This window comes from Sphingobacterium sp. NPDC055346 (genome assembly GCF_053645235.1).
Genome location: NZ_JBSHMI010000003.1, coordinates 324,868 through 350,976, shown reverse-complemented (window position 1 = coordinate 350,976; position 26,109 = coordinate 324,868). Strand labels below are relative to the sequence as shown.

At 40.4% G+C, this 26,109-nt stretch carries 22 protein-coding genes and 1 riboswitch; of the genes, 11 read left to right on the top strand and 11 right to left on the bottom strand.

Annotation, left to right across the window (positions count from 1 at the left end; all coding sequences use genetic code 11):
- Nucleotides 1-24: 24 nt before the first annotated feature.
- From ACWICE_RS08460 to ACWICE_RS08440, 5 genes are all read right to left on the bottom strand, one after another.
- Nucleotides 25-2,358, bottom strand: a complete 2,334-nt coding sequence (locus ACWICE_RS08460; protein WP_454298081.1) for a GH92 family glycosyl hydrolase — start codon at nucleotides 2,356-2,358, stop codon at nucleotides 25-27.
- 1 nt (nucleotide 2,359) lies between these two features.
- A complete protein-coding gene (locus tag ACWICE_RS08455; protein ID WP_454298080.1) occupies nucleotides 2,360-3,655 on the bottom strand; it encodes an MFS transporter in 1,296 nt (431 codons plus the stop codon).
- 47 nt (nucleotides 3,656-3,702) lie between these two features.
- A complete protein-coding gene (locus ACWICE_RS08450) occupies nucleotides 3,703-6,831 on the bottom strand; it encodes a GH92 family glycosyl hydrolase (protein ID WP_454298079.1) in 3,129 nt (1,042 codons plus the stop codon).
- A 32-nt stretch (nucleotides 6,832-6,863) separates the two neighbouring features.
- Nucleotides 6,864-8,657 carry a class I mannose-6-phosphate isomerase gene (locus tag ACWICE_RS08445; RefSeq protein WP_454298078.1) on the bottom strand — a complete coding sequence of 598 codons (1,794 nt, stop codon included), beginning with the start codon at nucleotides 8,655-8,657 and terminating at the stop codon, nucleotides 6,864-6,866.
- 160 nt (nucleotides 8,658-8,817) lie between these two features.
- The gene (locus ACWICE_RS08440; RefSeq protein ID WP_454298077.1) at nucleotides 8,818-9,570 is read right to left on the bottom strand and encodes an HpcH/HpaI aldolase family protein; all 753 of its coding nucleotides are present in this window, start codon (nucleotides 9,568-9,570) and stop codon (nucleotides 8,818-8,820) included.
- A 43-nt stretch (nucleotides 9,571-9,613) separates the two neighbouring features.
- On the opposite strand from ACWICE_RS08440, the gene ACWICE_RS08435 reads away from it, so the two are divergent.
- Nucleotides 9,614-10,540 carry an SMP-30/gluconolactonase/LRE family protein gene (locus ACWICE_RS08435; RefSeq protein WP_454298076.1) on the top strand — a complete coding sequence of 309 codons (927 nt, stop codon included), beginning with the start codon at nucleotides 9,614-9,616 and terminating at the stop codon, nucleotides 10,538-10,540.
- Nucleotides 10,541-10,547: 7 nt separating this feature from the next.
- On the opposite strand, the gene ACWICE_RS08430 is transcribed toward ACWICE_RS08435, so the two are convergent.
- Nucleotides 10,548-11,228: a hypothetical protein gene (locus ACWICE_RS08430; RefSeq protein ID WP_454298075.1), complete on the bottom strand. Its 681-nt coding sequence runs from the start codon at nucleotides 11,226-11,228 to the stop codon at nucleotides 10,548-10,550.
- A gap of 347 nt (nucleotides 11,229-11,575) precedes the next feature.
- Between ACWICE_RS08430 and ACWICE_RS08425 the strand changes: the two genes are divergently transcribed.
- Nucleotides 11,576-12,268, top strand: coding sequence for a response regulator transcription factor (locus ACWICE_RS08425; protein WP_254528414.1), 693 nt, complete (start codon nucleotides 11,576-11,578; stop codon nucleotides 12,266-12,268).
- A 380-nt stretch (nucleotides 12,269-12,648) separates the two neighbouring features.
- Here ACWICE_RS08425 and ACWICE_RS08420 read toward each other — a convergent pair whose 3' ends face one another.
- Nucleotides 12,649-13,314, bottom strand: coding sequence for a response regulator transcription factor (locus ACWICE_RS08420; RefSeq protein ID WP_185217178.1), 666 nt, complete (start codon nucleotides 13,312-13,314; stop codon nucleotides 12,649-12,651).
- Between the two features lie 6 nt (nucleotides 13,315-13,320).
- Nucleotides 13,321-15,009: a tetratricopeptide repeat-containing sensor histidine kinase gene (locus ACWICE_RS08415; protein ID WP_454298074.1), complete on the bottom strand. Its 1,689-nt coding sequence runs from the start codon at nucleotides 15,007-15,009 to the stop codon at nucleotides 13,321-13,323.
- A gap of 480 nt (nucleotides 15,010-15,489) precedes the next feature.
- On the opposite strand from ACWICE_RS08415, the gene ACWICE_RS08410 reads away from it, so the two are divergent.
- Nucleotides 15,490-16,239, top strand: a complete 750-nt coding sequence (locus ACWICE_RS08410) for a DUF6882 domain-containing protein (protein WP_185211527.1) — start codon at nucleotides 15,490-15,492, stop codon at nucleotides 16,237-16,239.
- A 13-nt stretch (nucleotides 16,240-16,252) separates the two neighbouring features.
- Here the strand turns inward: ACWICE_RS08410 and ACWICE_RS08405 are convergent, their stop codons facing one another.
- Nucleotides 16,253-16,501 carry a DUF7218 family protein gene (locus ACWICE_RS08405; protein WP_185217293.1) on the bottom strand — a complete coding sequence of 83 codons (249 nt, stop codon included), beginning with the start codon at nucleotides 16,499-16,501 and terminating at the stop codon, nucleotides 16,253-16,255.
- Nucleotides 16,502-16,564: 63 nt separating this feature from the next.
- Nucleotides 16,565-17,431, bottom strand: coding sequence for an EamA family transporter (locus ACWICE_RS08400; protein WP_185217180.1), 867 nt, complete (start codon nucleotides 17,429-17,431; stop codon nucleotides 16,565-16,567).
- A 221-nt stretch (nucleotides 17,432-17,652) separates the two neighbouring features.
- On the opposite strand from ACWICE_RS08400, the gene ACWICE_RS08395 reads away from it, so the two are divergent.
- From ACWICE_RS08395 to ACWICE_RS08360, 8 genes are all read left to right on the top strand, one after another.
- The gene (locus ACWICE_RS08395) at nucleotides 17,653-18,393 is read left to right on the top strand and encodes a hypothetical protein (RefSeq protein WP_454298073.1); all 741 of its coding nucleotides are present in this window, start codon (nucleotides 17,653-17,655) and stop codon (nucleotides 18,391-18,393) included.
- 101 nt (nucleotides 18,394-18,494) lie between these two features.
- A riboswitch (TPP riboswitch) is annotated at nucleotides 18,495-18,593 on the top strand.
- A gap of 65 nt (nucleotides 18,594-18,658) precedes the next feature.
- Nucleotides 18,659-18,865: a sulfur carrier protein ThiS gene (thiS, locus tag ACWICE_RS08390; protein WP_185211523.1), complete on the top strand. Its 207-nt coding sequence runs from the start codon at nucleotides 18,659-18,661 to the stop codon at nucleotides 18,863-18,865.
- A gap of 19 nt (nucleotides 18,866-18,884) precedes the next feature.
- Nucleotides 18,885-20,696, top strand: coding sequence for a phosphomethylpyrimidine synthase ThiC (gene thiC, locus ACWICE_RS08385; RefSeq protein ID WP_454298072.1), 1,812 nt, complete (start codon nucleotides 18,885-18,887; stop codon nucleotides 20,694-20,696).
- Complete coding sequence (locus ACWICE_RS08380) at nucleotides 20,693-21,301, top strand: thiamine phosphate synthase (protein ID WP_454291088.1); 609 nt, start codon at nucleotides 20,693-20,695, stop codon at nucleotides 21,299-21,301. Before thiC ends, ACWICE_RS08380 begins: the two co-directional genes overlap by 4 nt.
- Nucleotides 21,298-21,948 (top strand): thiamine phosphate synthase, encoded by a 651-nt coding sequence (thiE, locus tag ACWICE_RS08375; RefSeq protein ID WP_454291087.1) that lies wholly within the window; start codon nucleotides 21,298-21,300, stop codon nucleotides 21,946-21,948. Before ACWICE_RS08380 ends, thiE begins: the two co-directional genes overlap by 4 nt.
- On the top strand, nucleotides 21,929-22,696 hold the full coding sequence (locus tag ACWICE_RS08370) for a thiazole synthase (RefSeq protein ID WP_185211519.1): 768 nt from the start codon (nucleotides 21,929-21,931) through the stop codon (nucleotides 22,694-22,696). The genes thiE and ACWICE_RS08370 overlap by 20 nt, the downstream gene beginning before the upstream one ends.
- A 4-nt stretch (nucleotides 22,697-22,700) precedes the next feature.
- Entirely contained in the window at nucleotides 22,701-23,843 is a 1,143-nt protein-coding gene (gene thiH / locus ACWICE_RS08365) for a 2-iminoacetate synthase ThiH (protein ID WP_454298071.1), read from the top strand.
- Nucleotides 23,836-24,540, top strand: a complete 705-nt coding sequence (locus tag ACWICE_RS08360) for a HesA/MoeB/ThiF family protein (protein ID WP_454298070.1) — start codon at nucleotides 23,836-23,838, stop codon at nucleotides 24,538-24,540. Before thiH ends, ACWICE_RS08360 begins: the two co-directional genes overlap by 8 nt.
- 129 nt (nucleotides 24,541-24,669) lie before the next feature.
- On the opposite strand, the gene ACWICE_RS08355 is transcribed toward ACWICE_RS08360, so the two are convergent.
- Complete coding sequence (locus tag ACWICE_RS08355) at nucleotides 24,670-26,091, bottom strand: RtcB family protein (RefSeq protein ID WP_454298069.1); 1,422 nt, start codon at nucleotides 26,089-26,091, stop codon at nucleotides 24,670-24,672.
- Nucleotides 26,092-26,109 lie beyond the last annotated feature (18 nt).

The window sequence follows — 26,109 nt, the reverse complement described above, 5'->3', positions numbered from 1 at the left end:
TCCCTGATCTTTCATCTCCTTAGCTTAGTATTTATCTTTTGGACGATTGCCAGTTTTCAATTTAAGTATCCCTCCTGCCCTAATTGACTTTAATGGGATAAATGGTTCATGGACAATCTTGCCATTCAAATTAATCTGATCAATATAGGCACCACTCGAACCTGGGTTCTCTTTCTTAATGACAAAGTCCTTACCTGAATAGTATTTAGGATTCAATTGAATCTTGATCTCTTCAAAGAGTGGCGTCGATAGGCCCATTTTTGCATCGGCATCCGTTAGTCCAGCCACATCAAATATGCCCATGGCTGCCATTACATACCAAGCACCTAATTGCCCTTGATCCTCATCCTGCCCATATCCATATCCATGAATGCCCTCATTACCATAGAATTTATTACAGATTTCCTGAACCCATTTCTGCGTCAATGAAGGCTTCCCAGAAAAGTTAAACAACCAAGATACATGTAGATTCGGCTGATTCCCTTGGTTGTAGAGACCCTCTAGTCCTGAAAAGGCATCAATATTTTTACCTCCCGAAAACCCTAATGCTTCCGATTGCACAAAAATGCTGTCCAACCTAGCGTTGAACGCTTTTTTACCTATAGCTTGTATCAGGCCTTTAGGATCATGCGGCACATAAAATGTATATTGATAGGAATTTCCTTCCTGAAAACCCCGCCATGCTTGGCTAGGTTTAAAATCCATAATAAAATCCCCATTGGCAAGTTTAGGTCTTATCAATTTCAATTGAGGGTCAAAAAGATGCTTCCAGCCCTGTGATAATGTGGATAGCTGTGCATAGTCCTGCTTCTTGCCCAATGCTTTGGCAAATTGGGCAACTGCATAGGAACTGAAAGAATATTCCAAAGTATGAGAAGCTGAAAACATCCAAGATTCATGGATTTCACTATCAGATTTATCAATATGTGGCACATATCCCTTCGCTACAAATTGATCCACATCCAATTTTCCTGCTCCTCGTGGCCTCCCCTTTCCATCTATTTCATTTTTCAATGCCGCTTCATAACCCAATTGCACATCAAAATCCCGAATCCCCTGCATATAGGCACTGGCAATAACAAGGCTTACAAAATTGGTCCCAACGCCAGAAACATATCTGCTATTGGCTATCCCATCTGCCAACCATCCTGAATCCTTATAGATCAACAATTGCGAATTCACAAAATCAGATAAGTATTCTGGATAGGCGATGGTCCATAGTTGTGTCAAATTCCAAAAAGCCCCCCATACCGCATCTGTATTGTAATGTTGATGTTTTGGCTCTCCTGTTTGGTCCTTTTCAATGTACCCTACGGTCCCATCATTTTTTGGATAGGCTCCTGAAACATCACTTGCCAATCCCCTGCCCAACAGAGCATGGTAAAGACCGGTATAAAACTTTGTGCGATCTGTTTCCTTCCCGCCCTTCACCTGAATCCTTCCCAACATGTCATTCCATTGGGTTTGATTCTGTTCTTTGGCAGCATCAAAATCCAAATTACTGGCTTCTGCAGTCAAATTTGCCTTGGCCTCAGCAACTGATGTATAGGAAAGGCCTAACTTGACTTCGATGCTTTCCTCATCAGCAGTAGTATAGCTGAAATAAGCTCCTGAAGAAATCCCTGAAATCCGATCAAGTCCCTCAAACTGCTTTTCTCCCCGGAATACGCCGTGCTTTTTCGCTTTTTTGTTGATCTCCGCATAGAAATACATCCTGATATCGGAACCAGCCTGATATTTCTCTACATAAAATGGTGCTGTAATTGCATATCCTTCAATGGTACCATCATGGTTTATTTTCACCTCAGCGTCCTTCACCTTTCCGCTCTCCCCCATGATATTGCCAATATCGAAAATGATATGGGATTCATCACTTTTAGGAAAGGTATAGCGATGGAACGCGACTCTTTCGGTAGCCGTCAATTCCGCTGTAATGCCATAATCTTTTAGCAATACCCGGTAATATCCCGGTTCTGCCAGTTCATCTTTACGGTCAAAACTTGAACGATAGCCCGTTTGGGGATCATCCAGATTTCCCGGGATAGTTTTCAATTTGCCATTGCTTGCCATTAACGAAATCCCACCGATCTGGAATTCATGGAAATTAGGAAAACTCTCTATGCTATGGTCGCGGAAGTCGTAACCTGTCGCCTCCCATCCACTTTTATTACCCAAACTTCCATTGGTCGACGGTCCGGGCTTGGCCATACCAAATGGCATGGCACCTGGAGCAAAATGAAACCAGCGCGCATGGGCAGTACCAATAAAGAGATCCACCGATTGAATCGGTTGTTGGGCCATAGCAAGATGACCTAGGCTAAGAACGGCAAATGTTAAATAGCTGAACAATCTTTTCATCTTAGTTTTGATTTAATAGGAATTGGATTTCTTCACTGCTCTTACCTTTGGTTTCTGGAAGATATTTAAGGACAAATAAAAAACCAATCAGACAAACTAGACCCAATAGAATAAAGGTCCCAGCAACGCCGATATCCTCCAATAGGAAGGGTGTTACCTGCCCCATTAAAAAGTCAGATACCCACATGGCTAAAATACTCAAGCCCATAGCCTTGGCGCGGATATGTGCAGGAAAGATTTCAGAAGCCACCACAAATTTCAAGGGCCCTATGGAGAATGCAAAGAATGCCAGGAAAGAGACTACCGAAATCACCAGCAGCCAACTATCTGCCAGATCCAGAAAAAACAATATACTGGTCAGAAACAGGGATACAGCTCCGCCCAAAGTCCCGATCAAATAGAGTGGCCTTCTGCCTAAACTATCCACCTTCCAGATGGCAATCAGTGTAAACAACATATTGGCAACACCTATGATAATCTGGCCATACAGGGAATTATCTAAGCTAAACCCTAAAGTTTTCAATATGGTAGGACCGTAATAGATGATTACATTGATCCCACAGAACTGGGAAAATATCGGTAAAAACAAACCTATTATTAATGCTTTCCTATAAATTGGTTTCCAGACTTCTGCATACCCTGAATTGGACATTCCATCATTGTTTTTAGACCAACTCGGACTTTCGGGCACAAACATCAATCCAATAAAAAAGGCCAAAGAGGGTATCAGGGACATACCGATCATGGCTCGCCACTCCTCTTCGACAAACACAAGTTGAAAGAATGCTTGCGCTGAGAATTGAGCCAAAACATCCTGATCTTTAATGATCAAAGCATTCGACACATAAGCCAGTACAATGCCAAAGGTCAATGCCAATTGATAAAAGGTCACCAGTTTTCCACGATCTTTAACAGGTGCAATTTCCGAAAGATATAGAGGAACAACATTCGAGGCAATACCTATCCCAATCCCCGTAAAGATCCTGGTCAGGATAATCAAGGAAAAGGATTCCAAAAAAATACAGGCAAAAGTGGCGATGACAAATATTATAGCAGCAAATTGCATGCTGCTTTTACGTCCATATTTATCCGATAGATGACCGGAAATCATGACCCCGAGGATACAGCCTAATAGTGCCGATGAAACAAACCAGCCCTCCAAAAAGCTGTCAAGACTAAACTGCATTTTCACCAAAGGCAAAACCCCCGATACCACAGCCATATCAAAGCCAAAAATAAAACCACCTAATGAGGCTATCAAGGCCACAAAGGCCAATTGCTTATTGGAAATATTCACATGTCGGAATTATAGTTTATAATAGTTTTTTATTTTGAAATCGATCCCTATCTCGATACACCCCAATTTTTATTTGGTTCGGCACCCATTTCTAAAATCAACTCACCGCCCTGCAACAACTCCTCGGCACTGAAATAAAAGCTGTTCAATTTCTTACCATTCAGGGTAGCATTTTGAATGTAAACATTCGCTTTACTATTGTTCTTGGCCTTGATGACAAACTTCCCCCCCCTGCCAAACTGTTCTCCAAGGTCAATCTGAATCTCTTCAAACATAGGACTTCCAATCTCATAGACCGGTTGGCTCCTTGTACCTCCATCCATCTGAAAGAGACCAATGGCCGTCATAATATACCAGGCACTCATCTGCCCTTGATCTTCATCTCCCAAATAGGCATTTGATATCCCTCTACCATAATACCTTTCTGCAATGGAACGGCTCCACTTCTGTGTCAACCAAGGTTTATTCAAATAATTGAATAAATAGGCAAAATGCATCGACTGTTGATTACCCTGAACTACCGGGTAATCCCAATACTGATCGTTGGGCCCGTTATATCTCCATTTTACACTCTCTTCAAATCCCCATTCCAGTCGCTCTGAAAATACATCGGCACCGATCCAATTGGCCAATCCAGGAATATCCTGAGGAACGAAAAACGTCAATTGCCAAGCATTCCCTTCAACATAATGATGGTTTGCACCAGATTTGAATGGATCAAAATCTTTTAACCATTCCCCTTTTGAATCCTTCATCCTGGCATAACCACTTTCCACGTCAATGGCATTTTTCCACCAATTGCCGCGATCATTGAAATAGTCGTAGTCCTTTTCATTCCCTAAGGATTTGGCAAACTGACCCACCGTCCAATCATCAAAACTATATTCCAAGGTATTGGAGAACCTTCCCAAATCAGATGGAACATATCTATATTCTAAATAGACCTCGAGGTCTCTATTCCCTGCAAATCCACCTGCAAATTTCGAAGGCATCGTAGTCTGCATTTTTTTAACGGCTTCAAATGCTTTATCTACATCATAATCCCGAATACCCATTTGATAGGCCGATACGATCAACGGAATCTCATGCTCGGCAACCATGACAGGAATATATTCCATTCCAGCGGGTCCCTTGGCCAACCAACCATCAGCGTCATACATCGCGAGCTGTGATTTCACCCATTTATTGCTCCATTCCGGAGTAACTAGGTTCCAAAACTGGTTCAAATTCCAGAAGGTATTCCAAAAAGCATCACAACCCAAGGCTAAATCCTGAGGATTGCTGAATTGACGGACCTTTTCCTGCGAATCACGCCATTCGCCATTAATATCGCTAAAGGTGTTCCGGCTTAAGGACCTATACATATTGCTATAGAATTTCTCCTTTTCAAAGTAATCATCACTTTTCACTTTCAGCCTTTCCAATAATGCGTTCCAAGTCTTTAATTGATTGCCCCTAACCTTTTCAAATGACCAACCAAATGGTCCTGAAATCTCTCTATCTAAATTTTCTTGCGCATTATCAATACTGACATAAGATATGCCTGTCCGTAATTGTACAGTCTTTTCTTTTCGGACATCAAACTCTACGTACATTCCCGCCTCTTTCACCTCTTTCCCCGATGAACTCTGCCCCTTCTGGATGCGATCTGACTCCCAAGTTCCAAAATCAACTATGGCTTGATCAAATTCCATTACAAAATGGACCTTATAGTCCTGTTTTGCATCTGTCGACCAAACATTTTCCGATAATTGATCCGAATAACCGATGATCTTATAGTCTGAGACCTTTTTTAATTGATAGTCCTTGATGGTATAAGGGTATTCGCCATTGACTTTTAGATCAATCATAACTCGACCTGTCTCAGACTGATGGAAGGTGTAACGTTGGAAACTGGCTCTGGTGGTTTGGGTAAGATCGACGTCAATATCATAATCGGTCAATTTCACATGATAAGAACCTAATGGTGCTTTTTCAGTGGTCTTATCGATCCTGGAGCGATAGCCTGAATCGGGATCATATTGATCGCCAACCTGGATCTGCAATGGCCCCGAGGTGGGAAAGGTACCTAGCCCGGCCATTGTCCATTCATGGATATGGCTGAACATAGCAATTGATTCAATGGATGGTTCGTACCCGGCCTGCCATCCAACATTCTGGTTGTCAGGACTTAATTTTACCATACTGAAGGGCATCCATGGCCCTGGAGCAATCATCCAACGGGAATGGGATGCGCCAATCATGGTATTGACATAATTTGCTAATGAACCTAAGGGTTTCGGACTCCGAATCACCTGCTCTTTGCTGAGTAATTGATCATTAACATATACCTCAACAGTACTGGTCTTACTTTTTTTCACGGCCTGCAACGGGATCTCGATCCTGGACAAGCCTTGATCCATGGACTTTTGATATTCTGTCCTGCCATCGACCAATACCTTTACGGTTTGGTTGTCTTTTAATCGCAAGATTTCCAGCAGTAAATTCTGGATCCTTTCTTTATCATTTTGCAGTTCAAAATCAGCCGTTTCAAGCCCCTTAACAACTGTACTGTATTCAGCAACGAGTTTTGTACCCGATGGTCCCAATAACCTAAAGGAATCAAACTCAATCCAGCCTCCTTTTAAACTGGTTAGGTTAATTTGATTGAAACCATTTTTCAGGATGCCTGGATTGATATCGATCCTGATTTTTTCAGTGCCAAGTTGTCCTGCTACAGGATTACTTTCGCCAGTACCATTCTTTAGATCGTAATTGAAAAGATGTCCATTAATACCCACCTGCAAAGTGGGTTTGGCCTTACCTTCAGAATTCACGAAATCCAATTCCAGTACATATTTATCATTTGGGTCTATGGAAGTCAATTGATAGTACAGGTTCAGAAAATGGGTCCGGATACCAGAAGTCCCCCCTGTGCCGCCCCACCCGTTCGCAGGACCCGGTAAAACATAAGGAAAATCTTGGTTGAGCACCTGCTGACCAACCACAAAATAGTTGTCTTCATAACCAAAATCATGCGCCAAAAAATCTTTAAATCCTTGCGGACTTAAGGCAAATTCTTGGCTCGAATGATCTGCTTTTCCTAATTCCCAAATCGTATTCTCTTGTCCAAAAATGCTCGAAGCGCTTGCCAGAAATAAAGCCACAGAAAAAAATACCTTTCGAAAATGCTGCATAATCATGATTTTGCTATTGGTTATCGTTTTGATCATTTCAAGTAAGAAAGAATAACCTTAGCTTCTCCCTCTCCTAGATTCTTAATTTTATACTGTTCTGCTGCAGCCGGTACAATGAAAGTTTCGGCATAATGGAATGTTTGCTGATTTCCTGCTCTGTCCTCCAATTCAATCTTACTGCCTTCGACAAGCATCAGGACATGCACTTTATCCGCTGTCTGCACTTCGATTTGATCCTTGATATCTAATCTTTGTATTGCATAATAATGTTCAGGATGGGTTGGATATTGGATGATTTTTGCCCCCTCACGTTCTTCTAATACATAGGATTTGGAGATATGTTCCCGTTCAACCAGCTCTCCTTTTCTTGAAAAATCCAGGTTCCTGAACCCATGTTCAATATTGATGGGTCTAGGCTTCCCCTCCTTGTCCCGCTGAAGCCAATCGTACATCTTAAAAGTATAGATATAGGGTGTTGCTGAAATCTCTAAAACCAAATTATTCCTTCCAGCACTGTGTACCGTCTGATTTGGAATTAGATACAGCTTATGTTTTTCGGAATTAAATTCCTGGACAAATTCGGCAACCTCCAGCTCCTTCTCTTCTACTACACTATCTTCTAAAGCCTTTTTAAATCTGTTTGGTTCAATGTCTTCTTGAAATCCCAAATACACCTTCGCATCTTCCTTGCAATCCATGATGTAATAGGTTTCATCCTGTGTAAACTGTTCGCCAAAATTTTCCTGTATATAATCCAATGCTGGATGGCATTGAACTGAAAGGTTTCCACCATCAAAAGTATCCAGAAAATCAAAACGGATCGGGAAATAATCACCAAACTGCGGATGACCTGAGCCTAAAATATTTTTAGACTCCTGAAACATCAGCGTATCAAAACTGACCTCCAACAAATGCCCCGAACTTTCTAGAACCAATCCATTTTCAGGTGCAATAATTTCAAATGACCAAGCGTAATTCACCTCATCTTGGGCCAATTCCTGAAAATGAGCTTTCATCCATTGTCCGCCCCATACCCCAGGGTCAAACCAGGGTCTAGGCCTGAAGACCGTTCTGCTCATTTCAGATAAGGAATTTCTTAAATCTTCGCCCTGGATCCAATTTATGGTATCCAACCATTGGCTGTCTGCAAGAAGATCGATCTTTGAAAGGATCGCCTTTTTATGGGCATTCAACACGATCCAATCCACAAAATACAAACGTTTGTAGGTTTTCTTCATATTGAACCTTGTCGTGGATCCAATATTAAAGGCAGAATTTCCCCTTACCCGGAAAAGCAGTTCATTTTTTGGAATATCAAAATAGGCTATGGAATTAAAAGTGCTAACAAAACTGGCTCCAATCCCCCAGACTATATTGAGTTCAAATTCTTGATCGGCTTCCAGATTCTTTAATCCCTCCATGTCAAAGAATTCAGCTAGGTTAAGGTCACAAACCTTTCCCCATACCGAGTCTTCATCACCCATATAAGGTGCTACCATTATATCGATCTCCGCCTCAGGTTTAAAGAAATCCTTTGTTTCAATCCAATTCACACGTACGGATCTTCTAGCAAATTCTTTTTCCAAAGCAGCCTTGATCCCAGCCCAATCTACCGCAACATAACCATCCACACAAACCGTTTTCTTGGAAATCATCCAGTCTGCTAAAGAGGAATATCCCGATGAAATCATTCCTTCGGCAATGGAAAAGGAGGGATAAATGCTATATCCATCCCTAAATTCCTTTGAAATTACGGATGGCATCACTGCTTGTCTGGTACCTCGAATGATTGAAGGGCTTTCCATGGTTGACAAATCTTCCAACATATCTATTTGCAATCTAAAAATTCTTTAATTTCAATTGGTCTACAGCACAATATTAAAACATTGTACCTACATATCAAAGAAAAATATAAACATGTTTATACATATAGGAAATTTTCACAAAACAAGAGCACAAAAAAAACCTGAAATTTTCAAATTAAATCTATTTTAGGAATTCAGTGATTATGGACTTCGAAGCTTCTTGTATGATCCCTACATCAACTGCATATGAAATGTAATCAATCCTTAAGTCCCTCCATTTTCTGGCGTCCGTAAGATTATCTGCAAAAATTCCGGTTTTTTTCGAGTTTTCTTTGCAGAGCGAGACGATATATTCTATTTTCTCTATAACGGTAGGATGATTAATCTGTCCTGGCACTCCTAAGGCTTGGGATAGATCATAAGGTCCCAGAAAGATAATGTTGACATGTTCCACCTGAATGATTTCCTCAATATTCCTGATAGCCTCTTCTCCTTCCAATTGCAAGATCAGGTAATTCTTATTGGCCTCTGAAAAATATTCAAACCTATCTTTGTTTGAGAACTCTGCAGCACGGACAAACCTACAAACACCGCGCATACCTATGGGGCCAAATTTAGCATACTCAACAGCCAATTTTGCCTGTTCGGCATTACTGATCTGAGGGACTTGTACCCCCATGGCACCAATATCCAATGCTTTTCCGATAGCCGATGCCGCATTTTCGGGAACTCGGATGATAGGAAAGGCGCCTGTGATCTGCGCTGCCCTCACGAGGTTCTGCGCATTTAAAATGCTATTAGGACCATGTTCCAAATCGATGATGATAAAGTCAAAGCCTGCATATCCCATGGCTTCAATCATGGAAGGATCTGAAGTTTTTGAAAATGGCCCGATAACCGTCTGACCAGCTTCCAGTTTCTCTAAAAATCTCATGTAGGTTTAAAATTAAACCTAAAAATAACTTATATTGCTGATAATGACCAAGAAATCCGCAATTGAAAATGAAACAATTTCAGGATATACAGCAATTTACCAAAACCAGGAAAATATGGCCCTGAAAAGAATTTATAAAGAAGCATTAAAATTAGGCGAAGGACCGGTTTGGGATTATAGGATCCAGAAACTCTTCTTTGTGGACATCATGGACAAAAAACTTTACATCTATGATTACCAAATACAGAGTTTTGAGGAGCATGTTTTCAACGAATATGTGAGTTGTTTGGCATTGACCCCTGACTTGGACATAATCTTAATCTCTCTTGAAAGCGGTCTGTATGAATTGGAATGGAAAACAGGGAGAAAGACTTTCATCACTCAGCCTGAGCATAGGTCAAATTACCGATATAATGATGGTGCAGTTAGCCCTTGGGGAACTTGGTTAATCGGCAGCATGAACAACCTCAATAATGGTGATAACGGTCCATTGCTACCTGACGCAACCTTATATGAACTGAAGCAGGACAATGCAAAGCCACTATTGGATGGAGTCATTATTTCAAATGGGATTGTCTTTGAGGACACTTTTATCTATTTCATCGATTCTGAATTAAACTCGGTCAGACGATTCAATTACAACGATGGAAAATTGGAGGATGAAACCCTGGTCTTTCAATATGATGGAACAGGTTCATTGGATGGGATGTGCCTCTCCAGGAGCCAAAAACTCTATATAGCAAATTGGGGCGCAAACCGGATCATCATATTTGATCTTGCAAGGTTAGAGGTCATCGATTATATCCCGCTGCCTTCCAAAAATCCAACTTCCTGTACTTTTGGAGGGCCAAATATGGATGAATTATTTATCAGCAGTTCTGCGCATGAGGATGACCAGCCAGATGCTGCTGGCTTATATTGCTTAAAAATTGATGACGAGGCTGCCGTGGAATTCATATTGAACCACTAAGTAAGCCTCAATAATCGTTATGATAGGTGTTGTCATCTTCGTCATAGAAATCAGTCAATTGTTCGATTAAGAAGAACATGATTTCTTTATCAGACTTGAACCTTTTGATCATTTTTTCCCAAGAACTAGGATTGAATTCGATTCTGTTTTTTTGAGAATCTTCATATACCCATTGCCTGTGAAAATCTTTGCCTAAGCTGGCTGAAAAATCATTTCGATCATATTCAAGAACGCCTTGCAGGTTGCGTTTAATGCTAGCAGTACCAAACTTCCCCGATTCTTCATGATATTCATGTCCAAAAATATCCGTTCCTCTCTCGGAAGAATAACCACGATTGTCTTCAACCTTCTCTTTGCCAAACATGTCAATGACATGAGATAATCTATAATTTTTATCACGTGAATATTTACGAACCAGATTTCGCAGAAAATTGGTTTTCCCTTCATTATCTCTCATGATCCCTGGAAAATGCTTGGCTAGGTACTTTTCATCAAAGGTGATTCTATTGCTTGAATTGTCATAAAATTCCAATCCATTGAAGATATTCTTTTCAAGGGTGGCCTTATACATTCCATCAAGGGAATTGAACTCCAAGTGACCAAAAAAATTATTGCTGATTTTACCTCTTTGTGCCGATGCGGCCAGACAGTTGAAAATAATAAGGAGAAGGATCGTTAGCTTTTTCATGATTCTATTTTTCAGTTGGAATCTAATTTTGTTAAAAAGATTAAACTGTTACGAAAATAAATATTACCACAACTGTAACAAAGGTTTTTTTTGGCTTTTTTATTATTTCAAAATAAAAAATTCGCATTAGTTAACCTTAAGTAAACACCAAGTTATTGGTTTGATTATCAATTGTTTAAAACCAATTATAATATTAAGATTACATTAAAAAAAGGTTAATAGGTTCTATAATAGAATTATTTATTGCAATTCGATTAGCAGATTTGAAAAAATTATTTTAGTGTTTAAACATTGTTCGCTATTTTAGGATAAGCGATAATTAATTTCCAAACCATATATTAATTATTATGATTACCCTTGATGCCCAATTATTTGAAATCTCACATGGTCTTAATATGGGGAATTTCAGCATTCCTGACTTAGGCGATATCTTACCGGCAAGCCTCATGATCCATGATTTGAACGGAAATTCACCTAATGGCTGCAGTTATATGAACCATTGGGGGACCAGTTATTTAGGGGTATATCCTGAAGAGATCCCTGCCATGGGGATGGATTATTACGACCATTTCTTTGTTAAAGAGGAAATATTCAGCTTTTTTGTTGGTTTACAGCAGTATATCATCAATGGGGAGGCTGATAAAACCTACAATTTTTTCCAAAGGGTAAAAAGGTATGCCGATCAACAGTATCAATGGTGTTTTACCAGTTGTAAACTTGCTAAAATTCAAACCGAGACTAAGTTGATCTTGATATCTGCTCCTATTGATGGATTAGACCATATCATCCAACGGGTCAATAAGACTTTGGATCAAAACGAATATGTGCATGCCCATTATAAAAAATATGCGCAACTGACCAAAAGGGAAAAAGAGATTATTCGAATGCTGGCAAATGGCTTCTCAACATCAGAAATATCAGACCAACTTTTTCTATCCTCCCATACCGTATCCACACACCGAAAAAACATTTGCAAGAAACTGGAAAATAAATCCTTTGCTGAATTATTGAAGTTTGCCGTAAATTTTGATTTGACTTAGTCTATTGCCAAATATTGGCGATTAGCAATAGGATCATATTCATTATAAACAAAAAATAAAAAACCTGAGCCGGGGAAGCTCAGGTTTTTTTTAACTAACCAATTATTAACCTAAATTATGAAATTATTTACTCTTTTACTCTTTTACTCTTTTACTCTGTTTGCTATTATTAACGCAAAGCAAATGCCTAAATGTATATTAAGACCCATGGATTAACATTTTTTAACAAGATTGGCAGGAAAAAGCATAAAAAATGGCCTCTAAATAATTAGAAGCCATTTATATTTATTTTGGTTAATATGGGTTGGTCAAATCAGTAAGCAAAGATACTTTCCCTACTTGGCATTACCATACGGTTTTCCGTAAAGCAATCATTAATTTTATATTAATCCCTTATCCTTGCAATACAATACCAGTTGTTCATTCTTGGTAAAGCCTAATACCTCTTTCATCAGGTTCAATCTTTTCTCGATACTACTCAATCCCGAAGGTTTGATATTCTTTTCCTGCAAGATTTGAGGGATGTTCTTTTGAAGGACTCCTTGGGATAGGGATGAGATAATCTGGATATCCATATTGGTAAATTCATGTGAATTCTTTGACCTTAGGGCCAAGCGGATATCGGGTGATTGATAAATTTTGTTGCTGGCAACCGCTTTCAGCGCTTCTCTAAAATGTTGCCCATCATGCCTTGCCTTCCTGACATAGGCATCGATCTGATAATTTCTAAAGAGATCCTCAATCAAGCTGATCCGATCAATGGAAGAAAATACAATCACCTTCAGATCTGGTTGTACTTCTTTTGCGGCTTTTATCAAGTCCTTACCATGGGAAATCTTTTGCGGGACGATATCATCTTCGAAAACCAAGTCGGTAATCAGGAGGTCATACGGCTCTCCCTCGCGAACTGCTTTTTTGATCCAACTGAGGGCATCATCGCAGTAATAGACATATTTGGTATCCGTGACTCCCATTTCCTGTACCGTCTTATGGACAGAAAGGTTGGCCACCTCATGATCTTCAGCAATCAATACTTTTTTAAACATAACATCCTATTTTTGAATAGGGATGGAAATGTGAATTCCTAAACCTCTATTATTATTTTTCTCAAAAGTAAGGGTCCCTTTCAATAGATTTATACGGTTTTCCGTATTCTTAAATCCATTGCCATATTTTAAGGAATCCGAAAGTCCAATGCCATCATCTTTATAATGAACATGAAGGTTATTTCCATCGTAATCAAATCGAACGATGACTTCCTGCGCTTTACTATGCTTCTGCATATTGACTAGCAGCTCCTGCAAGACCTGCTCTAGGTTATCCTTTTGAAGGGCATTGAATTTTTCCCAAATAGCTTCCTCGTTCCCTGCAATCAGGATGGTACGGTCCTCATTTGAAAATGACTTCAGTAATTCGGAGATGGTCAGATGGAACTGAATATCATCCATCCCGAGGTCTTCAACTTCGTAGGATATATCCCTAGACTTATCATATAGGATTTCCAACCGGTCCAATAGCTCCTCTCGGTTGATATCATCTCGATTCTCTAATTCAGCCATTACCCTGTAAATCCCATTCGCAACGACATCATGGACTTTTCTGGAAGTTTTCAGTTGACTTTCCTTCACCCTATTTTCAGCTTCCAATTCCATTCGCTGTTTCCTTCTTTTATGCCAATTCAAGAAATAGAATGAAGTCAGTGCAGCCACAATCAACAGACCGACGATGAATACCCGCATCAGGTTCAATCTATATTGCTTTTCAGCAACTTCATTGCTAAGCTTCAGGTTGTTGGTTTTACTCTTTTCTACCTCGTAGCGGATTAATGCAAATTGATTTTTTGCAGTCATCCGTGCAATTTCGACGCTGTCCTGTATCTTATGGTACCTTTCTAGTATAGGTTGGTTTCTTTCTAGAACAGAAAGTTCCAACATGCGCTGCAGGGCATCCATTTGGGCATCTGGATTTTTGATAGCCTTAGCCGCCTCATATTGCTGATTGGAATAATACAGCGCTGAATCCTTGTTCCTCTCCTTATAATAGTTCGCCATATGGGAATAACTCGAATTGAGCCCCCAAGGGTCTTTCTTCTTCTGACGGATCAGCATGGCCTTCCTCAATACGGGCAAAAACCTGTAATTCGTATCGACATGGCTTTTGGCCCTGGCATAATTCGTTAAGAATCGTGCATAATCAATGGAATTTGAATCTGTATTGGATAGTAGTTTTTTTAAGATTTCAATGGCTTTTTGATATTCTCTATTCGCTATATAAGTGGAAGCCAAGTTATTTTCGTAAACCTTTTTATTGGCAGGGTTTTCGGCATATCGTATGGCTAATTGATTGGCTTCAATTGATTTTTCAGTATCCTTTAGGGAAGTATAGACATTACTTAAATTGTTGTAGACCATTCCCAACAAGCCGTATTGAGCGGTATCGTTCAGGTTCAGATATTCAATGGCCTTGGTGGAGGTTTCCTGGGAACCATAATAATCACCAAAATCAGATTGGGTCACGGCCATATTGATCAAGCTTTCGGCCACACCGACACTATCATCCCTTTCCAAGAACAGAGATTTTGCTTTCTCAAAATAGACAAATGCACTATCAAACTCATTTTTGTCCAAGAAATCGTATGCCTGTTCGTAATACGGATTCTTTTCTGATTCTTGAGTAGATGTAATTTGGTTTTTACAGGATACTAAAAGCAGTAGCCCGGTCAAGAGTAATAATGGTTTCACAGGTAAAAATAATAATGGTCAAAAATAGCCAATAAAACAATTACTTTTCAGCACATAACACTAATAATCACAAGAATGAAAGATTATTTTGTTAAGCGAAACAACTGTTTGAACAGACATTGCTGTAACAATTCGGCTATCTTTACAATAACAAATTGTTACACAACCATTTATCTATGCAAATTTTACAATATCAAAAAAATACGATCTTATAATAGGCTCCCTTATTAAGTCCAGAATTTAAGCAAATATTTAACCAAACGACCATTAATAAGCTAAAATAAAACCTAACTTCACTTTAATTGAGGTAAAATTAATATTCGACGATTTAGGCTGATAAGTATTTTCTCCTACAAACAGTAGATATAACACTACGAAAAATGAATTTCCTATAACATTAGCCCCTTCTAATTATGGATTTCAACCAGCCTTTGTTAACTTAAATCATCAAAAGAAACTAACACAGTAAAGTAATATATTATGGGATTTTTAAATAGGTTATTTGGAAAACCTACACCTAAACAGGAAAATGAAAAATCAGAACAACCAACCAGCAAAGAAAGCCCTATAATTGAGCCAATAAAAACGGAGAAAGAATTATTTGAGAGTTATGCAGCTTATGGATTTGAAAAGCAAGTGGACTTTTCGGAATTAATTGAAGACAAGAGCTGGGATGCGGATTTGACACGTGGGTCAATCACTTTTGGTGATGGACTTGAGTTTCCATTGCAGATTATTGGGAGCTTTTCTTATTCTGTGAACACTTGGCTTTGGTCATGGGCAAATAGTCAATCAAACTTACCTGAAAACCTCCTAATTGATGCGAAAGCATTGAAGGAGTTTGGTGTGAAAAATAAAATAGATCAATTGAGGACTCCTGAATTTTCGATCAAACAGGAAGACTTACATCGATTGGGCCTAATCGCAGTCGGAATGTTTGATGCCGACGCCTATTACCTAGCAGATTATGGCAGTGGGGTCATGCTCATGACCGTAAAATCAGAGTTAATCCAACAGAACAGAAAAGATAATCATTACAGAATATTCACAACCTTCCCGCAGGTAATCTCAAACTTTGAAGTCGATCATAGGAATACGTTGATCCATTACCTGAAGAGCAAAGGCTATGATGTCGAAGAGAGCGATACTCAAGTCATAGGCACGAAAGCTAATGAAAAATGTACTGCAAGCTTAGATTCCCTAAATCGCGTAGTAAATTTAGGAGGATAAAAAAAGAGGACTGTTAATGTCCTCTGATTTCTTTGATAAGCTGTCCCTTATTCATGCTGTGACGATTTTTTATACCGATTTCTTTTGCTTCTGCCAATAAATCAGATTTTGATCTTTCTTCCAGCTTTTTAGAATTATGATCGATGGTACCAGCAGCCTGTGCATTTGAGATTCGGGCAGCTTTTTCTTTACTCATCCCCTTATCTACCAATGCATCATAGGTTTTTGGTTTTTTTATCTGGGGTGTTTTTTCTCTGGGCATATCATTGAAAATTTGTTTATACCCTTTGAACATTTCATGGATTTTTTTGTTGGAATTTTTTATTTATAGTTCAAGCTTTTCCTGTTTTCGAGAAAAAATTGTCGTCCCTATACTTGCCAATACCACACATAAGACAGACACCCATTGATTGATACTGAGGTATTCATGTAAAAATATCAGTCCAGAGAGTGCACCGAATGCAGGCTGCAGACTGGTCAAGATGCTGAATGTTTTGGCTGGCAGTCTTCCCAAGGCCATCATGTCTAATGAAAACGGCAATGCAGAAGATAAGATGGCCACGAGAAGCCCTTTGGAAAATTGCCCAGTATTGATGTTCAATATCGCGCCATCCATTAAGGCAAATGGAACTATAAAGACCGTTGCGATCATCATCCCGGTAGTAACTGCCTGTTTACCCTCCATAACTTTGGAAAGCTTGGCCCCCATCAGGATATAAACGGCCCAGAAGACCCCTGCAAGTAAGGCTAATCCCAATCCTATCGGATCGATGCCATTGCTCTTCCAAGGAACGATCAGTAAAATTCCTGTCAACGCCAATACTGCCCAGATGACATCTGTCCATTTCTTTGATAGGACAAAGGCCAAGAACAGAGGTCCTACGAATTCAATGGTAACACCTAAGCCCAATGGGATTCTTTGGATGGCCATATAAAAAATGAGGTTCATGACGGCAATGCCGATTCCGTAAAGACCACAGTACATCCATTGTTGCTTGTTGAAGGTACGTAGCTTCGGCCTATTGATCGCATAGAGCAGAATGGCAGATAAGCCAATCCTCAAGGTTGTTGTCGCAATGGGACCAATGGCCGGAAACAACTGCTTCGCGAATGATGCTCCCCCTTGCACACAGATCATGGATAAGATGGCAGCAGCAACAGCAATATTGGTGTTTCGGATTTTGGCAAACATGGTCAATCGCTCTTTTTAAAATTGAATCCAAAAATAGCCTTTCATTTTTATTAAACCGGCGAAATGTGAATAATTAATTCCCCAAACGACTTCCTATATTTAATTTTCTTAACCAATATGTTAAATATAGTTATTACTGTCATTCTAAGCCTTTAGATTTAGTAAATTAGACTAGATGAATTATTTTCACCTAAAGAAAATGAAAGCTTAATATTAGAGCTATGGCATTAAAACCGATTATTATTTCCTTCCTTTTGTTCCTTTATAGTTTGGTGGCATTTTCCCAAGCTCAAAAGAGGTATACCGGCACAGTTTACTCCAATGACAGCAGTCTGTTGATCAAAAATGTGGATGTCATTAACCAAAGAACAAAACAAACGCTGCGATCAGATTTTGATGGTTCCTTTGGCATCGATGCCCGCCCGTCTGATAGCATAACCTTTGTCCATCCGCATTGGAATAGCCTCAGTATCTTGGCTGAAGATCTAAAGCAGCATGTTTTCCTACAGAAAAAATCCATCGTGCTAGAAGAGATCGTCGTCATGGGGAATACCAAAGCTGCAAAGCTGAAGGAACTGGAAAGCATGAAAAAAGATATCAACGTTAAAGGGGGACTATATTACTCCGGTGAACCACCATGGTACCTGCTTCTACCCTTTGGCATGCCAACCGTTACTTACTTCTACGAAAAATTCAGTAAATCTGGTAGAAACGCGAGAAGGTTCAATGCTTTTATGCAACAAGAAATCAAAAATATGGAAGTGGACCAAATCTTCAACAAAGCAAGCATCAGCGATATTATCCCCATGGACGATGAAGAACTGGAACAGTTTATGGTGGAATATAGACCTGATTTCGAAACTGCCCAATATTGGACCAACTATGACCTGCATGTGTATATCAAGAAATACTACAAAGAATTTAAAGAGAAAAACCCTGCTGAAAGATTGATCCTAAAGTAGTTTTAGGGATATCTTGAGGTTTCTTCTCGGTAAAGAAGCAACCTGTAAATTGTATTATAATCACAAATAATTTCTTTTAGTTAACTCATTTAGCTAACTTGCCAACGCTTTAGGGGTGTCTGCATTAATTGCAGGCTGAGATTTTACCCTTATAACCTGATCTAGATCATACTAGCGTAGGGAAAAGTAAAATGTCATTCATGGGTGCGTCCTGTACCTAAAGTAGACATTCCTAAAGCATTAATGCTTAAATAACTATTCAGGAATGTTACTTATTATCAATAATCAGACAAAACAGTACAAGAGATCTCCATTTACCTTGGAGGAATTAATGGATTTGGAGCTTAAAGGCAAAACCAAAGGTGTTGCTGTTGCCCTAAATAACCAAGTCATCCCTAGAGACAAATGGTCGGATACCTTATTGACTGATACTGATTCTATCCTAATCATAACCGCAACTCAAGGCGGATAACCCTTAAATATTTGAAGACATGACAGAACAAAAGATTACAACCAATGCTTTTCCAAATTCCAAAAAGGTTTATATTCCAGGTAACCTATACCCTATCCAAGTTGCAATGCGTGAAATATCCCTGAGCCCAACCAAGTTGAGCAAGGGTGGTCTTGAAATCAACCCTCCAATTACGATTTACGATACTTCTGGTCCATATACAGATGTGAATTCTGAAATCGATATCCGTAAAGGCTTGGATAGGATCAGGGAACAATGGATTTTAGACCGCAATGACGTTGAGATTTTGGAGGGCATCAGTTCCGAGTACGGACAAAAAAGACTCCATGATCCCAACTTGGATGAACTGCGTTTTTCTTACAATCATAAACCAAAAAGAGCAGCAGATGGACAAAATGTAACCCAGCTGCACTATGCTAAGAAAGGGATCATCACTGCGGAAATGGAATATGTCGCCATTCGTGAGAACCAAAGAATTGAACAATTACAGGCCGCTACGAAAGGAATGGCTGAACAACATAAAGGTGAAAGCTTTGGTGCCAATACGCCAAAACGGATCAGCCCTGAATTTGTGCGGGATGAAATCGCAGCCGGAAGGGCAATCATTCCAAATAATATTAACCATCCGGAAAGTGAACCTATGATCATTGGCCGCAATTTCTTGGTGAAGATCAACGCCAATATCGGAAACAGCGCTGTAAGTTCCAGTATCGAAGAGGAAGTGGAGAAAGCAGTCTGGGCATGCCGATGGGGCGCCGACACGATCATGGACCTCTCTACTGGAAAGAACATCCATGAAACTCGCGAGTGGATTATCCGAAATTCTCCAGTACCAATAGGTACAGTTCCTATCTATCAAGCTTTAGAAAAAGTTAAAGGTGTGCCGGAAGATCTGACCTGGGAGATTTTCAAGGATACTCTCATTGAGCAAGCAGAACAGGGTGTTTCCTACTTTACGATACATGCGGGTGTCCTGTTGAGATATATCCATTTAACGGCGAAAAGGGTAACAGGAATTGTTTCTAGAGGTGGTTCAATTATGGCTAAGTGGTGCCTATACCATCATAAAGAGAATTTCCTGTATACGCATTTTGAGGAGATATGCGAAATCATGAAAAAGTATGATGTAGCCTTCTCTTTAGGTGATGGATTAAGACCAGGCTCTATTGCCGATGCCAACGATGAGGCTCAATTTGCAGAATTGGAAACCTTAGGAGAACTGACTAAAATAGCTTGGAAGCATGATGTTCAGGTGATGATAGAAGGCCCAGGACATGTCCCTATGCACATGATCAAAGAGAATATGGAAAAGCAATTGGAAGAATGTGATGAGGCTCCATTTTATACCTTAGGTCCATTGACAACGGATATTGCTCCCGGCTATGACCATATCACCTCAGCTATTGGCGCTGCAATGATCGGTTGGTACGGATGTGCTATGCTGTGCTACGTAACACCAAAAGAACACTTAGGCCTTCCCAATAAAAAAGACGTTAAGGACGGAGTAATCACCTATAAACTTGCTGCCCATGCTGCAGATTTGGCCAAAGGACACCCTGGCGCCCAATACAGAGACAATGCATTGAGCAAAGCGAGATTCGAATTCAGATGGGAGGACCAATTTAACCTTTCACTCGATCCTGATACCGCAAGAGAGTTTCATGACGAAACTTTACCTGCAGATGCAGCAAAGGTGGCTCATTTCTGTTCGATGTGCGGCCCTAAATTCTGTTCCATGAAAATAACGCAAGAGATCAGGGAGGCAACCGAAGAAGGGATGTTGGAAAAATCGAAGGAATTTATTGAAAGTGGAAAAGAAATATACCTATGATCATAGTCGTTTCTCCAAACAGCAATTATCCTAACGAACCATTGCATGTCAACAACATGTTAGATAATGGATTGGAGCTATTTCATTTCAGGAAATATGCCTCATCGGATGAGCTGGCTTTGGAGTATTTGGACAATATTGATGTTTGTCAAAGAAAGAAAATCGTACTTCACTCCCACCATCACCTAGCGACTGAGTTTATGGACATTGAGCGTCTGCATTTCAATAGTTATGATCGGATAAGAGGGAAGCAATTGGAGTATAATGGAAATTACATCTTATCGACCTCCACGCATTCTATTCAGGAATTCAATGAATTGAACAAGACTTGGTCTTACGCCTTTCTTAGCCCTATTTTTCAGAGTATCTCAAAGCCTGGACACGGTATTTCGAACAATGTTTTTGAAGATATTGAACTAAAGGACAATGCAGATGTCGATTTGATTGGACTAGGAGGAATTGAATATCAAAACATGGAAAGAGTATTAGGCAAAGGTTCGGACGGAATTGCTTTGTTAGGGTCCATTTGGAATCAGATTGATCCAACTAATTATTTGATCTCCTGCAATGAAAAACTAGCATTATGGAAGGCAGACCAACTATGAAAACTAACTTAAGTCGAATCCAATACATATCTGATGGAAGAACTTTTTCGGACCAGGAAAGAAATATCAGGAAGGCTCTGGATTCAGGAATCAAGTGGCTACAACTCAGGTGGAAATTTGGAAGAGAAAAGGAACTTCATCAGCTTGCAGAATTGAGCCGAAAGCTCTGTGAACTCTATCAGGCAACCTTTATCATCAACGACCATTTATATTTAGCCAAAGACCTGGATGCAGATGGAATCCATTTAGGGTTGCAGGATGAATCTATTTTAAGTGCTAGAGCTGTCTTAGGCAATGAAAAAATTATTGGAGGGACAGCAAACAGCTTCCAGGATGTACTTCAAAGAATCCAGGAAGAATGCGATTACATTGGTCTTGGACCATTACGGTTCACCTCAACCAAACAGAAACTGAGTCCAGTTCTAGGATTTTCAGGATACCAGGAAATCATTCAAAGACTAAAAAATGAAAAGGTACAATACCCTCCAATTTATGCCATTGGAGGGATAAAAGAACAGGACTTAACCGAATTGTTGCAAGCAGGGATTTATGGTGTGGCTGTATCAAGCCTGATTCAAAATGACCCTTCTGCAACTTCAAGAATGAATCAATTTTACATAGAAGATTATGTTGAAAATAGCCGATAAAACATTTCAATCCAGACTTTTCTTAGGTTCTGGAAAATTTGGAAACCTTTCCCAAATGGAGGAAGCTATTTTAGTTTCTCAAACCGAATTGGTCACCTTAGCGTTAAAAAGAGTGGATCACCAATCTGCCGAGGATACCTTGCTGAATTCCTTGTCATTACCCAATGTGGCCTTGCTTCCCAATACTTCGGGAGCTAGGAATGCAAAAGAAGCAATTTTTGCTGCCCAACTTGCAAGAGAAGCTTTTGAAACCAATTGGATCAAACTTGAAATCCATCCTGACCCTCGATATTTGATGCCTGACCCCATCGAAACTTTAATAGCTACCGAGGCGTTAGCCAAGCAGGGTTTTATCATCATGCCCTATATTCATGCTGACCCTGTTTTATGTAAAAAACTGGAGGATGCCGGTACGGCAGTTGTTATGCCATTAGGTTCTCCAATAGGAAGCAACAAGGGATTAAAGACCATAGACTTTTTGGAGATCATCATTGAACAGAGTCAGGTACCGGTAGTAGTCGATGCGGGCATTGGAACCCCCTCTGATGCTGCCCAAGCCATGGAAATTGGAGCAGATGCCGTATTGGTGAACACTGCAATTGCCACGGCCTCGGACCCTATTAAAATGGCCGAAGCTTTCAAGCTGGCCGTGATTTCAGGAAGGATGGCTTATGAATCTGGATTAGCAAGCAAGAGCTTCAATGCCAATCCATCTTCTCCACTAACTAGTTTTTTAATGGATCAATAACAGGATGGACATCAAAGAAACCTTAAACCAATACGACTGGAAAGAAATCCAAAACAAAATACAGAATTGCAAACCCTCCGATGTTGAATCATCCCTGATTCGGCCTAAGAAGTCTATCATGGACTTTCTGAACCTAATCTCACCTGCTGCAGAACTTTATTTGGAACCAATGGCACAACTAAGCAGCCAGTTGACCCAACAGCGTTTTGGCAAGACCATACAACTGTATGCCCCTTTGTACCTGAGCAATGAATGCCAGAACATCTGTACCTACTGTGGCTTCAGTATGGACAACAAAATAAAACGAAGGACCTTGAGCAATGCTGAAATCATCTTGGAAGCCATGGCTTTAAAAGAGATGGGGATCAATCATGTCCTATTGGTTTCGGGAGAAGCCAATAAGACCGTAGAAATCCAATATTTCCTGAACGCCATCAGTCTCTTGAAACCCTTTTTTTCAAATATCTCCATTGAGGTACAGCCACTCTCCCAGGAAGAGTATGCCATGCTCCATCAGGCAGGAGTACATTCAGTGTTGGTCTATCAAGAAACCTATCACGAGGAAGTCTATAAAATATACCACCCGAAAGGCAAAAAGTCCAATTTCAAATTCCGATTAGAAACACCAGATCGCATAGGCTCTGCCGGAATCCATAAAATAGGTCTAGGCGTTCTATTAGGCCTAGAGGATTGGCGGATTGACAGCTTCTTCAATGCGGTTCATCTGAATTACCTACAACAGCGATATTGGAAAACCAAATATTCCGTTTCATTTCCACGATTGCGACCCGCGGAGGGCATAATTGAACCCAACTTCATTATGGAGGACCGTCACTTGTTGCAATTGATCTGCGCTTATAGGATCTGGAATCCGGATCTGGAGATTTCAATCTCTACGCGAGAAAGTGAAAACTTCAGGAACCATATCATCGCATTGGGAGCAACAACCATGAGTGCTGCCTCAAAAACCAATCCTGGTGGATATGTCGTGGACCCGCAATCCCTGGAGCAGTTTGAAATTTCCGATGAACGAAGTATGGAAGAAATAAAGACCAGAATAAAGGCCAAGGGCTATGACCCTATCATGAAAGATTGGGACTCCTGTTTTTCTGAACAATTCAGCAACTCAAACAGCAACCATGGATAAAGAATTCAGTCGCTATAGCCGACAGATCTTCATAGAAGAAGTATCCATTGAAGGCCAGCGCAAGATTGGAAACTCAAGGGTTCTGGTGATCGGTGCAGGCGGATTAGGATCCCCTGTCATTCAATACCTTGCAGCAGCAGGCGTTGGGAAATTGGCTGCAATCGACTTTGATATACTTGAAATCCATAACTTAAACCGACAGGTGATACACCAAGAAAGCTTTATTGGAAGGCCAAAGGTCGAAAGTGCACATTCTTTTGTACGCCAATTCAATTCAGGAATTTCTTTCCAGCCCATCGACCAGAAACTAAATAAGGAAAACATTGCGGCTGTATTTTCGGGATACGACATCATCGTAGATGGTTCAGATAATTTTGAAACGAGATACTTGATTAATGACCACTGTATCAAAATGGGAAAAACACTCGTTTATGGAAGCATATTTTCCTTTGAGGGTCAAGTGGCTGTATTCAATTATGAGGGCAGCAAGAACCTAAGGGATATATTTCCAAGTCCCCCTAATCCAGAGGATGTACAGAACTGTGACCAATTTGGGGTTCTGGGAGCTTTGGCGGGAATCACTGGAACCATGATGGCCATGTTGACCCTGAAAGTTATTCTGGGACTTAATGTCCCTGTAAACCAGTTGACCATCATCGATGGCAAAAACTGGAACTTCAACCAGTTAAGATATTAAAGAGAGTAATTAGTGTGACAATTACTAAAGGATAAGATGGCAGGTAAAAATCCTGCCTAACCTTATCCCTTTTTATTAAAAGGCAATATTAAGGTCAAAGAACCGAACAAAAAGCCAATACCTCCATGCTTAATCTTCCCTTGAACCATCCTCAGCCATGCGGACCACCTTTGGATGGAAGGATGCAACCACATCCAGCAATTCCTTTTGGGCATCCATGACCTCATGGATATTCTTATAGGCCATTGGTGCTTCGTCCAAATCCGCTCCGATCAAGGTTATCCCTAGATCTTCCAACCGCTGATTAAGCTCTTTTCGTGACAAGGTCTTTATCGCTTGGGTACGGCTCATCAATCGTCCTGCACCATGCGAAGCCGAATTGATCGCTCCCTCAGCCCCTTTTCCACGCACCAGAAATCCTGGTGCAGCCATCGATCCCGGAATGATTCCCATCACCCCTTTTGCCGCTGGAGTTGCGCCCTTACGGTGCACGATCAGCTCCTCTCCTTTCCACATCTCTTTCCAAGCAAAGTTATGGTGATTTTCCACCTTCGTTAATCGCTCAGCACCCAATTCAGAGAGCACCTTTTCATGGATCACTTCATGGCAGGCTGAGGCATAGTCCCCCGCTAGGTTCATGGCTAACCAATATTCTTGACCTTCAGCAGAATCTAAGTCGAAATAAGCCAAATGCTTGGCCTCATGCGGCAATTGACAGAACTGCATAGCCTTTTTGGTATAGTGATTGGCGATCATTGCTCCCAATCCACGAGAGCCAGAATGCGTCAATAGAGCCAAGTACTGTCCTTGAGGAACCCCTAATTCTTTATCCTCTTCATTAAATTCCATGATGCCAAACTCCACAAAGTGGTTGCCACCACCTGAAGATCCTAACTGTGTCCAAGCCTTATCTTTTAATTGCTTCACAAAAGGATTGGCATCAAACTGATCGTTCTCCAACACCTCGTGGTCAAGACGTTCATCTTTCAAGAAACCGTTCCCTGCACCAAAGCGCGTGGTTTTCATCAAGATCTTTTTCAGCTCGTCCCGATGGGTATCCACATAACTGGCCGGAAGGTCAAATATGGAGAGCGCCATACGGCAACCGATATCGACCCCAACAGCATAAGGAATGATTGCATTTTTCGTTCCCAATACCCCACCAATAGGCAATCCATAGCCTTGGTGTGCATCAGGCATCAAGGCACCGGCAACCGTTACCGGCAGTTTCATCGCCGTTTTCATTTGGCTCTTTGCCCCATCCTCAATTTGCTCAGCGCCATACACCTCGTATGGCAACTCTTCAGTCTTCAAGGGGATATTGTATTTTTCCAATTCCTCTATATTCAACAAGGCAAATGAGAGCGGTGAAAACAAGGGATCTTCAGCAAAACCTTTTGGATCATCCAAAACAGCTTTAAATTTCGTCAACATTTCCTCTTTGCTAAAACCCAATCGCTTCTTATTGATCTTCAAAGCAACCCCAATAGCCAAATTCTCCTTATATCCTAAAGCAATCAAATCATTGCCATTAATTCTCTTATTTTCCATCTTTCATTAATTTAACAA